The sequence below is a fragment of the Streptomyces sp. NPDC007945 genome (assembly GCF_042958885.1).
Taxonomy (GTDB): Bacteria; Actinomycetota; Actinomycetes; order Streptomycetales; family Streptomycetaceae; genus Streptomyces.
Window position 1 is genome coordinate 28532 of record NZ_JBIBJV010000017.1, and the last position, 14213, is coordinate 42744.

4 protein-coding genes are annotated in these 14213 nt (G+C 67.4%); 2 read left to right on the forward strand and 2 right to left on the reverse strand.

Annotated elements, in window-relative coordinates:
* Window positions 1-152 precede the first annotated feature (152 nt).
* Window positions 153-3617 carry a DNRLRE domain-containing protein gene (locus ACFZCF_RS31535; RefSeq protein ID WP_391290524.1) on the reverse strand — a complete coding sequence of 1155 codons (3465 nt, stop codon included), beginning with the start codon at window positions 3615-3617 and terminating at the stop codon, window positions 153-155.
* A 630-nt stretch (window positions 3618-4247) separates the two neighbouring features.
* On the opposite strand from ACFZCF_RS31535, the gene ACFZCF_RS31540 reads away from it, so the two are divergent.
* Window positions 4248-11477, forward strand: a complete 7230-nt coding sequence (locus ACFZCF_RS31540) for an RHS repeat-associated core domain-containing protein (protein ID WP_391290536.1) — start codon at window positions 4248-4250, stop codon at window positions 11475-11477.
* A gap of 546 nt (window positions 11478-12023) precedes the next feature.
* Here ACFZCF_RS31540 and ACFZCF_RS31545 read toward each other — a convergent pair.
* Window positions 12024-13316, reverse strand: coding sequence for an IS256 family transposase (locus ACFZCF_RS31545; protein ID WP_391290526.1), 1293 nt, complete (start codon window positions 13314-13316; stop codon window positions 12024-12026).
* A gap of 188 nt (window positions 13317-13504) precedes the next feature.
* Between ACFZCF_RS31545 and ACFZCF_RS31550 the strand changes: the two genes are divergently transcribed.
* Window positions 13505-13801, forward strand: coding sequence for a hypothetical protein (locus tag ACFZCF_RS31550; protein ID WP_391290527.1), 297 nt, complete (start codon window positions 13505-13507; stop codon window positions 13799-13801).
* Window positions 13802-14213 lie beyond the last annotated feature (412 nt).

The window sequence follows — 14213 nt, forward strand, 5'->3', positions numbered from 1 at the left end:
TGAAACCGCCCGCCGCTTGACCGTTTTGAAACGGCTGGCCTCTCCCATACGCGGGGGGGGGAGTTCCGTTCGGAGAGGATGACGGTGCCTGGTGCCTTCGGGGAAGGCACCAGGCACCGCTGTGGACCGCTGGCCGGGGTTGGTGGTGCGGGTCAGCCGATGGCGGTGGCGCTGAGCCAGCCGCTTGCGCTGGAGAGGAAGCGGGCGCCGTGGGCGGTGCGTCCGCCGGGGTAGAAGTAGAGGCGGCCGTCGGAGAGGCAGGCCCACAGGTCGGGGATGCCGTCCTTGTTGACGTCAGGGGTGCCGATGAGCCTGGGGATGTTGCTGACGCCCCAGCCGGTGGTTCCGTAGACCTCGTCCTGGCCGGTTTTCGAGCCGGCCGCGGTGGTGAGGGAGGCGAGGTCGACTCCTCCGCCTGCGGCGGGTTTGCCGTGGCGCAGAAGGAGGCCGCGTTCGGTTTCCGCGCTGCGGAACAGCAGGTCGGGGGTGCCGTCGCCGCTGATGTCGGCGACGGTGAGGATGTCGCGGTCGGCCCAGGGGGAGTCGGCGACGAGGCGGGCTTCGGTGAAGGAGGCGCCGGTGTAGCCGATGAAGGCCCACATCTCGCTGCCGGTCGTGGCGAACATGTCGGGCAGTTTGTCGCCGGTGATGTCGCCGGTGGCGACGATCTGGGAGAGGCTGCTGGGGGAGGGGGCGTTGGCGGGCAGGAGTATTTCGCGGCGCTTGTTGATGTTGACGGCGCCGTATCCGTCGCCGGGGTAGACCCAGAGTTTGCCGCCGACGCGGGCGATGAGGTCCTGCAGACCGTCGCCGCCGTAGAAGTCGCCGTTGTGGGTGATCAGGGCGCCGGAGAAGTGGCCGGCGGGGGGTGCGATGAAGGGCTCGAGGTTGTCGCCGTTGGGATCCTTGTCCGGGTTCTCCTGGTAGGCGCCGGACATGGAGAAGTCGGTGTCGCCGTTGCCCTTGTCGGGTGTGGCCTCGTTCGCGGACTGGGAGGGGAACAGGCGCAGGTTGCCGCCGGCGGTGAGGGAGAACAGGTCGGGCAGGGTGTCGCCGGTGAAGTCGCCGGCGACGTCGGCCTGGTCTCGGGGGGTGACGTAGAAGAAGTACTTCGTGGGTTCGGACACGTGTCCGGCGCCGTCGACGACCCTCACGTACAGCACGTTGGGGCCGGCGGCGGGCGGTGTGATGCTTCGGCTCACCGGGGTGGCGGTGGCAGTTCCGGCGGTGCGGGGGATCGAGTAGGGATAGCTGTTGGTGTTGTAGCCGTATTCGTAGCGGATCACGTCGGCGTCGAGGGCACGGAAGGTGATATAGCCGGCGGAGCCGAACTTCTTCCTGGACCAGTTCTTGTCTTCGGGTTCGTTGCCGAATGCGTTCTCGTTGCCGTCCGCGTTGGGAAAGTCGACGGAGGTGATCCGCGGAGGTCTGGGGGCGCTGCTGTCGTAGATGAACCGACAGGGCGCCTTGTAGGGGGCGAAGGTGGAGGACGCGCCGGCCTTGTCGACTGCACGGACCTGCCAGGAGTACAGGGTGTTGTTCACCAGCCGGGAGGTGGGGAAGGCGCTGGTGGAGCGTTTGGCGTCGGCGGTGTCGGCGCCGACGGAGACGGTCCCGGCCGAGCCGAGCAGGTCGCCGCTGGTGGCCCACTTGCCCGAAGGCCACAGGTTGAAGTCGAGGTAGTCGAGGTTGCCGTCTCGGTCGCCGGCCCGGGCGGTGAAGTTGATGTCCGTGGACCCGACACGGACGTAGGGGGCGGTGCTCGTGCACTTGAAGTCGGGCCCGAGGTCGAGCTCGTCGGGGGTGCGGGGCGGCCGGTTGTAGGTGACTTCGAGGACAGGGGCGTTGTCGCCGTCGGCCTGGAACTTCTTCCAGGCGTACTGCGAGTTCTCGTTGCGTGCGCGCAGCCCGAAGGTGATGGTGCTCTTGCCCTTGTTGGCGGTGGTCTGGGCCGCGGCCGTCACGTTGAAGGTCTCGTACGCGTCGCGGCAGCCGGACTTGTAGCCGTGGGCGAAGCTGCGCGGGGTGGCGGCCAGGTTGTTGTCGTTGAGCTTGGGCGCGTTGCCCCAGTTGGTGCGGTTGTCAATCGGGCCGGTGAGGTGGACGCTCATCGAGCGTGCGCTGCACGACCAGGAGTAGGTCTCCAAAAGACGCAGGGTCGCCTTCTGGATTTTCGCGCCCTGGAGCTTGTCGAAGGCGATGTTGAAGTAGGAGCGGGAGGTGCCCCAGGTGTCGGATTCGAATCCGACCCGTGCCTCGTGGGTGCCGCCCTTGTTGAAGTCCTTGCCGTTGAAGAAGGTGGCCTTGGGGTGGCGACTGTAGGCCGTGGTCCAGTCCTGGGTGTGCTTCTTGACCGTGGGGTCGATGAAGACCGGGTAGACGGTCGCCGGGTCGCTCAGGAAGGCCGTGCTCGGAGCGAGGGTCCAGTTGCCCTGCGACAGGTCCGCCTCGACCACGTCGCCGCGGGACTCGGGCGAGGGGCCGTTGAGCAGCGGCAGGTTCAAGGTCGCCGCCCCGTCGGGCTGGGAGGGCGCGGGAGTGGGCTCACCCGGGGCTGTCGGCAGGGGCGAATCGGTCACGGCCGGTGCGGTGCCGTCCGTCGCGCTGGGCAGCACCTCGTTCTCGGGGTCCACCACGTCGTCGGCCAGTTCTTCGGTGGACGTCGGGGCCGGCGCGGCAGTGGGCGGAGTGGGCAGCGTGGCCTCGGGTGACTCCGAGGCCGTGGGCTGCGCGGAAGCACCGGCCTGTCCGTCGGTGACGGCCGGTGCGCCACTGCTGTCCCACATCAGCGGGGTCGGCGACAAGGCGACCTCCTCGCCGCGGGGGGTTTCCGCCGCGACGATCCCGGACAGCGGGTCCATGCGGAAGTCGAGTGTCGGCGAGGTGAGCCCGTAGGACAGCTGCGCGACGCGCGGGTCGGCGGCCGCCTGACGGTTCTTGACGACCAGCAGCTGGGCGAAACCGTCGTCCTCGGCGGTCAGCACCAGGTCCGCGCCGGGCAGGATCTCCGGATACAGCGCCCGCGATCCATCGATCACAGGGGCCGGAACTGGCCCGGGCCAGGTCAGCTGGATGGTGTGCGTCTGCTCTGCGGCATCGGTGACGGTCAGCGCCACCAGCGGTGACGTTTCCTGCGCGGTGACGGCGGGCAGCAGCGACACCCGCCGTACGCCACCGCGCGAGGCACGCTCCTTACCCGGTCCGCCGGCCGAGAATACGACGTGCGTGTTCGTCGCCTTCGGCTGCCAGCCCTCATTGGTGCGGTGCAGCGTGGTGTCGATCGGCTTCCACTCCTGGCCGACCTTCGCCCGCACCGGAGCGGCGTACGACCTCTGCATCATCAGCCCGTCCGGCCGCGCCCAGGTGGTCGAGCGGGCGGTCCGCTCCGCCGTCACCTCCACGGGCTTTCCCGACTCCTTCGCCCGGGCGAGCGCGGTGCGCCCGTCGACGAGCCGGGGCTGGCGGGAGTCGGCCTTGCCGGTGGAGGGGGCCGGGGCGGTCTTCTGCCCGGGACCGGTGTGGAAGCCCGCGTAGGTGATGCCTCCGGCGGCGAGCGCTGCGGCGAGCACCAGGGCGCTCGCTCTGCGGCCGGGCAGCCGGCGCTGTCTGTGCGTCATGCGGTGAGGACCCCTTCCCCCAACGTCCGGGCTCTCACAGCACCGGGTGGAACCGACGACCCGGCCATGCCGTCTCGCACGGGTGAGCGGTGTGTGAGCGGTGTCAGTCCGGTCGGTGCACTCTTCACAAGACATGGCTGGGCGAGCCGATGATGTCCCATCAATCCGGCCCCGTCATCTGAGGCTTCGACGGCGCAGGCCGGGATCCGCTCCCGCCCGGAAGCCGGGACGACGGGGTCGGCGAGCGACCCGACACCGCAGCGCTGATTCCCCGAGAGGGATGAAAGCAGTGAAAGGGAGGGAAAGCGCCTTCGGTTGCGGGCCATTCAGTGGCCGATGCGGCATACATGCTGTTCACCCGAACTTTGGATGCTGCCTTCCCTCTTGCCTGAAAGTAAGCCTTCCTTCCTTTCCGACTGCACTGATTACATTACGTTCCGTGACGATCCTCACGTGTGTCGTTGCACGCTGGAATTCCTCCACGATCCGACCGCAGAATCTCCATCGATCTGAAGTCTCAAGACGCGCGGTCCGTCTCCGGTCTCGCTCCAAGTGGTCCGGGGGGACCCCGCCTTGTTCCGTCGTATATCGCCCGCGCCTCGCCGTTCGCGGCGCACCGTCGTCCCCGTGCTGGGCGCCGCCCTCCTGATCGGTCTGCTGCCCGCTCAGTCGTTCGCGCTGCCGCCGGACCCCGCCACCATCGAGACCGGCCGGGAGACCCTCGAGGCGACAGACCCCCTCGAGCTGGAGACCCTCCCCGAGAAGAAGCCCCTCGAGGGCGAGACCTTCGAGAAGGACCTCGAATCGCTCAAGGTCGACGTCCCGGCCAACCTGGAACAGGCCCCTGCCGGCACCGCGACCCCGCCCCCCGCGGAAACCGGCTCGATCACCTTCGGCTCGGCCACCAGCCCGGCCTCCTTCACCACGACCAGCGCCACCCGGACCGCCACCACAGCCGGCGACCTCACCCAGGTCCCCAACCTCCCGGTCAAGCTGGGCCAGGCCGCGGGCCAGCCCATGCCCTCCGGCACCTGGCAGGCCACCGTCGTCGACCGCGCGGGCGAGATCAGCAAGGGAGTCGAAGGCCTCACGAAGATCGGTGCCCTGGTCACCGTCCAGGCCCCGTCGACCGGCTCCGTCCCGATCTCCGTCGGCCTGGACTACGGCACCTTCCAGAACGTCTACGGCGCCGACTGGGCCTCCCGCCTGCGCCTGGTCCAGTTCCCCGAGTGCTACCTGACCACTCCCCTCGAAGAGGCCTGCCAGGCCTTCCAAGAGCTCGAGACGGTCAACGACACCACCACCCACTCCATCACCGCGACCGTCGACACGGCCGCGGACGGCACCGTGACACCGGCCACCGCCACCGGCGCCGCCACCACCTCCGGCTCCGGGGTCATTCAGGCCTCCTACACCACCGCCTCCACCGCCACCCCGGTCGCGGCCGGCGACAAGGCCGTCATCGGCGCCGTCGACTCCGGCTCCGGCCCCGGCGGCTCCTTCAAGGCCACCCCGCTCGCCTCCAGCGGCAAATGGACCGCCGGCGGCTCCTCCGGCGCCTTCACCTGGAATTACCCCCTCGCGATCCCCCCGGCCCCCGCCGGCCCCGCGCCGAACATCTCCTTCTCGTACAACTCGCAGACCGTCGACGGCAAGACTGCCGTCTCCTCCCCGCAGGCCTCCTGGATCGGCGAGGGCTGGGACTACGACCCCGGCCACATCGAACGCCGATACCGCACCTGCAAGGACGACACCAAGACCCTCACCGCAGGCACCCCCAACAACACCGCCAAGGCCAACAAGACCAGCGACCTGTGCTGGGTCTCGCCCAACGCCGTCATGTCCCTCGGCGGCTCCACCACCGAACTCGTCCGCGACGTCCCCGCCGGCACCAACCCCGAAACCGCCACCGAGGCCTACCGCTCCGCCAAGGACGACGGCACCCGCATCGAACGCCGCACCGGCACCACCAACGGCGACAACAACGGCGAGTACTGGGTCGTCACCACCACCGACGGCACCAAGTACTACTTCGGCCAGAACCAGGTCGGCGGCAGCCACGCGGACACCAACTCCGTCTCCACCGTCCCCGTCTTCGGCAACCACCCCGGCGAACCCTGCTACGCCACCACCTTCGCCGACTCCCGCTGCGGGCCGGATCCGGACGACTCCGCAAGGGACAAGCAGCAGGCCTGGCGCTGGGGCCTCGACAAGGTCGAAGACGTCCACGGCAACGTCATGATCGTCAACTGGGCCCAGGAGACGAACCACTACGCCGTCCGGGACAAGCGCAACAGCCCCGAACAGTACGACCGCGCCGCCTACCCGAAGACCATCGAGTACGGCATGCGCTCCACCAGCCTCACCAACCCCCCGGCCCTCGTCGAGTTCACCGCCGCCCAGCGCTGCCTCAAGACAGGCACCGCCTGCGACCCGGCCAACTTCGCCAAGACCGACGACCCCGGCGCCTACCGCCCGTGGTGGGACACCCCCGGCTCCCTCAATTGCAAGTCGACCTCCAAGCTCTGCCCCGGCTTCCCCTCCTTCTGGACCCAGATGCGCCTGGCCTCGGTCACCACCAAGGCCGTCCGCGCCGGCCAGACCGGCCTCGGCAAAGTCGACACCTACACCCTCAACCAGTCCTTCCCCGAAGACTGGTACGACACCGCCCCCAGCCTCTGGCTCAACTCCCTCACCCGCCGCGGCTACGCCCCCGGCGACACCACCGGCACCCTGCAGTCCAAGGACGGCGTCAGCTTCGCCCACTACACCGTCGGCACCCGCTCCCCTCTCGCCGAACGCCTGACGGACAAGCAGCTCCCCAACCTCGTCCCCACCGGCCCCGGCGACAAGCGCCCCGCCTTCACCCGCCCCCGCATCGGCGTCGTCGCCACAGAGGCAGGCGCCGACATCGAGGTCGAATACAAGGGCGGTTGCGACGCCGAACCCGCCAGCGACCTCGGCAAGGCCAACGGAACCTGCTTCCCGGTGCGCTGGTCACCCGACGGCGAGGAGAAGACCCCGGCCAAGGCCTGGTTCAACAAGTACGTCGTCCACTCGGTGACCGAAAAGGACAAGGTCGCCACCCTCTTCACCAAACCCATCACCACCTGGTACAGCTACGGCGGCGCCGCCTGGGCCAAGAGCGAAGACGAATTCCTCCGCCCCGCCCTGCGCACCTACAGCGACTGGCGCGGCTACGCCCGTGTCGCCGTCACCAAGGCCAGCTCCACCACCGGCGCGATCCAGCGCCAGTCCGCCTCCGTCACCCGCTACTTCCAGGGCAAGGGCGGAGCCGTCAAGGACTCCTCCGGCACGGTCACCCTCATCGCCGACGACGCCCCCCAGTACGCCGGCATGACCGCCGAAGAATTCACCTTCCGCAACGCCGACGACGCCCGCGCCTACATATACGCGGGAGAGACGCCGAAGGCCCTGAAGCGCACCCTCACCTTCCCCGAATCCACCCAGACCGCCTCCCGCGCCCGCGAAGCCGAAGACGGCACCGACCTCGACCGCCTGCGCGCCTTCCGGACCCTCGTCAAGCGCACCGACGTCATCCAGGCCAACGGCTCCAGCTGGCGCGGCGTACGCACCCAGACCCTCAGCCGTGACTCCTACGGCCTGCCCTCCATGGTCGAATCCGCCGTCGTCACCCCCAACGGCACCGGAGAAACCCTCACCGAGACGACCTGCACCAACACCGCCTTCGTCCACAACACCGGTGTCGGCCTCATCGGCCTGCTCAAGCACAAGCGCACCACCGCCACCACCTGCGCCGACTACGCGAACGCCGACCCGGCCACCGAGATCAAGAGCTCGATCCACTACAGCTTCGACGGCGGCAACTACGGCGACACCCCCACCAAGGGCCTGGTCACCGGCGTCCACGAACTCAACGCCGCCGGCACCGCCCACGCCATCACCACCACCAACACCTACGACCCCCTCGGCCGCATCCGCACCGTCACCAAGCCCCTGACCGGCAAGACGGAGACGCAGTACACCCCCGGCGACACCGGCGGAGCCGTCACCTCCGTCAAGACCATCAACACCCTCGGCCACGCCGCCACCACCACCTACGACCCCGGCCGAGCCCTGCCCCTCACGGTGAGCGACCCCAACGGCCGCATCACCCGCACCCAGTACGACGCCCTCGGACGCGTCACCAGCGGCTGGTCCCCCTCCCGCTCAGCCGGCACCCAGACCCCCAACGTCAAGATCAGCTACCAGCCGGCCAGCGCCACCCCCACCGAGACCCGCCCCGCGGCCACCACCGTCGAGACCATCAAGGACGACGGCACCTACACGAAGCAGATCGCCCTCTACGACGGCCTGCTGCGCCAGGTCCAGACCCAGGCCGAAGCCCACGGCCCCGGCCGCATCGTCAGCGACACCAAGTACGACGACCACGGCCTGGTGCGCGAACAGACCAGCGCCTACCTCGCCAAGGGCCAGCCGATCCCCGAACTGTTCAAGGTCACGTCCCCGACCCTGATCCCCAGTCGAACCCTCACCCTCTACGACGGCCTGGAACGCCCCGTCAGCCAGGAGACGCTGCGCGTCACCAAGCTCACGTACATCACCGCCACGACGTACGGAGACACCAGCGTCACCGTCAACCCCGGCGGCAGCACCGACCCCATGACCACGACCTACACCGACGCCCTCGGACGGGTCGTGAAGATCAACCACCACACGGGCTCCGGCAAGGTCCGCTCCACCACATACGGCTACGACAAGCGCGGCAACCGCGACATCGTCAAGGACCCCGCCGGCAACGCCTGGACCTACGCCTTCGACGCCCGCGGCCGCCAGACCGTGGCCGCCGACCCCGACGCCGGCACCACCCAGACGACGTACGACGACGCCGACCGCCCCACCATCGTCACCGACGCCCAGGGCAAGTCGACCTTCACCGTCTACGACGCCCTCGGCCGCGTCACCTCGGTGCACGAGGACAGCCTGCTCACCGACCCGGTCAAGAAGTACACCTACGACCGCACCGGCCTGCTCGGCCTGCCCTACGAGTCCATCCGCCACACCACCATGGGCGACTACGTCAACCGGGTCACCGGCTACGACACCGAGTACCGCCCCACCGGCCGCGAGACCGTCATCCCCTCCAACGCGATGACCACCGGCCTGTCCGGCACCTACGCCTACGCCTACACCTACACGCCCACCGGCAAGCCCCTGGCCACCACGCTCCCGGCCAAGGGCGGCCTCGCGGCCGAGAAGGTCATCACCCGCTACGACGAGGACGGCCTGCCCGAGTCCACCTCCGGCATCAACTGGTACACCTCCGACGCCACCTACTCCCCGTACGGACAGGTCCTGCGCTCGGTCTCCAGCGCCCAGCCCTACCGCGTGTGGACGACCAACTTCATCGACGACCACTCCGGCCGCCTCATCCGCACCGTGACCGACCGCGAGAGGGAAGGCCCCCACCGCGTCTCCGACACCGGCTACTCCTACGACGACTCCGGCTCGATCACCTCGGTCGCCCGACAGGACGCCGTAACGGCCACCACCACCGTCTGGGACAACCAGTGCTTCACCTACGACGTCATGGGCCAACTGGTCAACGCCTGGACCTCCAAGCTGATCCCTAACGGCTCGGGAACCGGCTGCAAGGCCGCCAACGGCACCACCTGGGGCCACCGCACGGACGCAGCCTCCTCCACCGGCCCGATCGCCGACGCCTCCGCCGGCGCCACCGACACCCCTGCCGGCCTGCCCAACACGGCCCCGGACGCCACGACCCTCTCCACCGACACAAACTCCTACCACCAGGCGTTCACCTACGACTGGATCGGCAACCGGGTCACGGCCACGGACCGCACCCCCGCCGGAACCACCACCTACACCTCCACCTACAACACCACCCAGCCCCACACCCTCGCCTCCGTCGCCTCCACCCCCACCGGCAAGGAAACCAGCTACACCTACAACCCCACCGGCACCACCAAGACCCGCAACCTCCCCGGCACCACCCCCGACCAGACCCTCCAGTGGACGGCCGAGCACAAACTCGCCTCGAACACCGTCGGCACCACCAAAACCACCTACGTCTACGACGCCGACGGCAACCGCATCCTCGAGCACACCCCGAACACCGGCAGCACCCTCTACCTCGGCGAAACCGAACTCACCACCGACACCGTCGGCCTCATCACCCGCGCCTCCCGCGCCTACGCCCACCCCGGCGCCCCCACCGTCGTCCGCACCACCACCAACCAGTCGGCAACCGGACACACCCTCAACGTCCTGCTCACCGACCACCTCGGCACCGCCCACACCACCGTCGAAGCCGGCGGCACCCAGCCCGTCACCCGCCGCGCCTTCAAGCCCTACGGCGAGGCCCGAGGCCCCAAGCCCGCCAACTGGCCCAACAAGCGCAGCTACCTCGGCGTAGGCATCGACGACACCCTCTCCGGCCTCACCCACATCGGCGCCCGCGAATACGACCCCACCACAGGCCGCTTCCTCTCCGCCGACCCCCTCATCGACATCACCGACCCGCTCCAGATGAACGGGTACACCTACGCCAACGGCAGCCCCATCACCAAGAGCGACCCCACAGGGCTCCGCCCGGAAGGCGTCTGCGGCGGAAACTCCAGCAGGTGCAACTCCGACAACGACGGAACCGACGCCTCGCAGACCTATCACGAATCGTGGGAGTACAAGGTCACGGGCTGGAAGTACAACAGCTGGGAGGAAAACCAAGAGGGGAAGCGGACTTACAACAAGCCCCACGGCGTGAACTGGGGAACCGTGGTTCTCTTCGAACGTCGAAAGATGACGTGGAACAGCAACACGGTTGCGGGAATTGGCCGATTCTTCGCTTCCAGTGTCGATGCTTTCCTCATGATCAAGCCCATGAATGAGGGCGTAAGTAGCTCTCCGATCGCCGACGGATACGACGGCCTGATAGGGAAGGTCGGTGTAGACACCAGTGACCCAGGATACGAAGATGGTGAGGGGCTCGCAGGAATGGTGACCCTCCCATTCGTGGGAGCTAAAACTCTAGCCAAGTGCCATTCTTTCCTCCCCGGTACGCAAGTCCTCATGGGTGATGGCACCACTAAGAACATCGAGGACGTCAAAACCGGCGACGTCATTCTGACTATGGACATCAAGACCGGCAAGGAAGTTCGCAAGAAGGTCACCGATACCATACGGACGGAGAGCGACAAGGAGTTCACCGAGCTCACTATCGCCACCCCCGCCGGCGAAACGGCGCTTGTCGCCACGAGCACACACCCTTTCTGGGTACCGGAACTCGACAGCTGGATCGATGCGGGCTACCTCACCAGCGGCCAGTTCCTCCGCACCAGCGCCGGCACCCACGTCCAGATCACCGCAGTCAAGCACTACACCAAGCAGCAGCGCACCCACGACCTCACAATCGACGACATCCACGCGTACTATGTGCTGGCAGGCGGTACGCCCGTCCTGGTGCACAATTGCAGCGGCCTCGCCGAAGAGATGGGAAGCGGAAACGTTTGGAAGAGTAGCGAAGAGCTCAGTAAAGCCACCGGAAAGACCACGAAATCCAGAAATCGCGCCATTGATGCAATCATCAGGGAAGATTTTCCGGATCTAAATCTTACCCACCGCCCCGTTTACAGCTACGGAGTCAACTCCGGAATGGCGATGCGTAACGTAGGAACGCAAATTGGATTCAAGCGTTTTGTGAGTCGAGCATTTCTTCGAGAGACGATAGTCCATGAAGAACTACACCACCGTTGGTTCGCACGCGGTCTCACCAATCATCATCCACGTGACGGCTCCGGGACATCGGAGCGATTTTATGGCATCGTCAACCGCTACATGTCGATCAGAGGCTGGTCATGACAGAACAGGCAGCCCGGCTATCCGGACCGTGCCGCCAGTGTGGCGGGGGCGGGACGGAGTGGCTGGTTCAATCCACCAACAATGGGCGCCTCAGCTGGGAAGTCGAGTGGGATTGCAATACGTGCGGGATCTCGCACGACTCGGATGAGGGCTGGGCACCGTCAAGAGTGCGGAACGCGATCCTGGAGCAACATGGACCCCATTGCCTGAGACTCGTTGATGCCGCAGTGCACGGGGGAGCGCTGTTGAAGTCCTTCCGGGCAGCCTTCGGTACATCAATTCAAGAAGCGAAGAGATTGTCGGATGAACTCAAACGGTCTGGCTTCCAAGGCACCCTAGTGGAAACCGCACTCCTCTCTGAGTTGTTGAAGAAAGTCGGAATCTCCAGTGTGACGCAGCCTGGTCGTTGCGGCTAGCCAAGAGGGCCCAACCCTGTCAATATTCCGACCCTTAATGCAGACTTCCAGAGGCCCTGCCAGATTTCATTCCGGCAGGGCCTCTGGGCTGGGGTCTGTCAATCGAACGGTGTAACCGCGGTGTTCGGGGTTACTGACGGGCTGCGGAGAGGCGGCCGTCGAAGGTGATGTCGAAGGCGTTCAGGGCGGTCTTCCAGCGCAGGGTCCAGCGGGTCTGGCCCTTGCCGGTCGGGTCGAGGGACATGATCGCCATGTAGACGCATTTCAGGGCGGCGGTCTCGTTGGGGAAATGTCCGCGAGCCTTGACCGCCCGCCGGATCCTGGCGTTCACCGACTCGATCGCGTTCGTGGTGCAGACGATGCGGCGGATCTCGGTGTCGAAGCGGAGGAACGGGGTGAACTCCTCCCACGCGTTCTCCCAGAGCCGGACGATCGCCGGATACTTCCGGCCCCAGGCATCGGCGAACTCCGCGAATCGCTCCAGCGCGGCCTCCTCGGTCGCCGCAGTGTAGATGGGCTTGAGGAGTTTGGCGATCTTGTCCCAGTCCTGGCGGGCGGCATAGCGGAAGGAGTTCCGCAGCAGGTGGACCACACAGGTCTGCACGATCGTCTGCGGCCAGACGGTCTCGACCGCGTCGGGCAGGCCCCTCAGCCCGTCGCAGACCAGCATCAGGACGTCGTTCACGCCGCGGTTCTTGATCTCGGTCAGGATGTGCATCCAGTGCTTGGCGCCCTCGCCGCCGTCCCCGGCCCACAAGCCCAGGATCTCGCGCCGGCCCTCAACGGTGACCGCCAGGGCCACATAGATGGGCCGGTTGGCGACCGCACCGTCGCGGCTCTTCACGTGGATCGCGTCGATGAAGACCACCGGATAGACCGGGTCGAGGGGCCGGTTCTGCCACTCGGCCATCCCGTCGAGGACCTTGTCGGTGATCGTGGAGATCGTCTGGCGCGAGACGTCGGCGCCATAGACCTCGGCCAGGTGGGCCTGGACCTCACCGGTGGTCAGGCCCTTCGCCGACAGGGAGATGACCATCTCGTCCACGCCGGTCAGACGCTTCTGCCGCTTCTTGACGATCTTCGGCTCGAACGAGCCGTCCCGGTCACGCGGCACGGATATCTCCACCGGCCCGACATCGGTCAGCACGGTCTTGGCCCGGGTGCCGTTGCGGGAGTTCCCGCCATTCTTCCCCGCCGGATCGTGCTTGTCATAGCCGAGATGGTCGGTGATCTCACCCTCCAGCGCGGACTCCAGCAGCCGCTTCGTCAGCTGCTGGAGCAACCCTCCCTCACCCGTCAGCTGCAGGCCCTCGGCTTGGGCCCGGGACACCAGCTCCTCGATCAGCCGGTCATCCACCGCCTTCGCCGGCTGCGGCTCAGCCGCCTCGACGGTCTCGGCCTCGGTCACGTTCTCACTGGTCATCGATGCATCCTCCATGATCGGAGTTACACCGAACGATTTACAGTCCCTCTACCGGGTGACCCCTCTTTACGCCAATGCTACATGCTGCATCAGACTGAGATGCAGACATGCACGGCCTCCCGACCAAGTCCCCCACAAGTTTTAGTCCGACCCCGATGGCCATCGCGCACCGGGGTACACGGTGCCCCATGGCACCGAAGACCGAACGCATCCAGTTCCTGCGGGCCGAGCGGCAACTACGCCGGATCCGCTCCTTCTACACCGCGGCCCTTCTCCTTTGGACAGGGTCCGCGACCTGGACCGGCTGGCAGGCCCCAGGGAGCCGGCAGATGTGGGTGTCCCTCCTCCTCCTGGCCGTCTTCGCCGTACTACTCGTCACCTCGACCCTCGCCCTGCGGCGCCTCGCCATTCCCGCAACAGGCCGGCCCGTGCACCACGCCGCCCCGCGCAAACTGCCGAGCACCCGTCCTCACGCTCACGCCTGAGGACCCACCACCCCCCTGCGGAGCCACCCCCTTCCACAGCCAGCAGCCCGCGAAGCGGGCTCGAGGATCCTGGAGGCGAAGCCGTAAGGACCCCCAAGCCGGGGGAGCGCAGCGGACCCGGCCTGGTTTCGGGGCCTGGAGCGAAGCGGAAGACCCCGAAACCAACGGCTGCGCAGCAGCCGTACTCCGGAAGCGAAGCGGACGGAGTATCACCAGGTCTGCGCAGCAGACCGCATGGCCCGAAGCGAAGCGCCGGGCCAGCTCTCCCGCGAAGCGGGAGAGCAACACGCCTGCGAAGCAGGCGTGTTCAGACCCGGGGCGAAGCCCCGGGTCTGAGAGCCGAAGCGAAGCGCAGGCTCAACCCGCCGCGAAGCGGCGGGGTTTCGTTGCACCGCGCGCAGCGCGGTGTGAC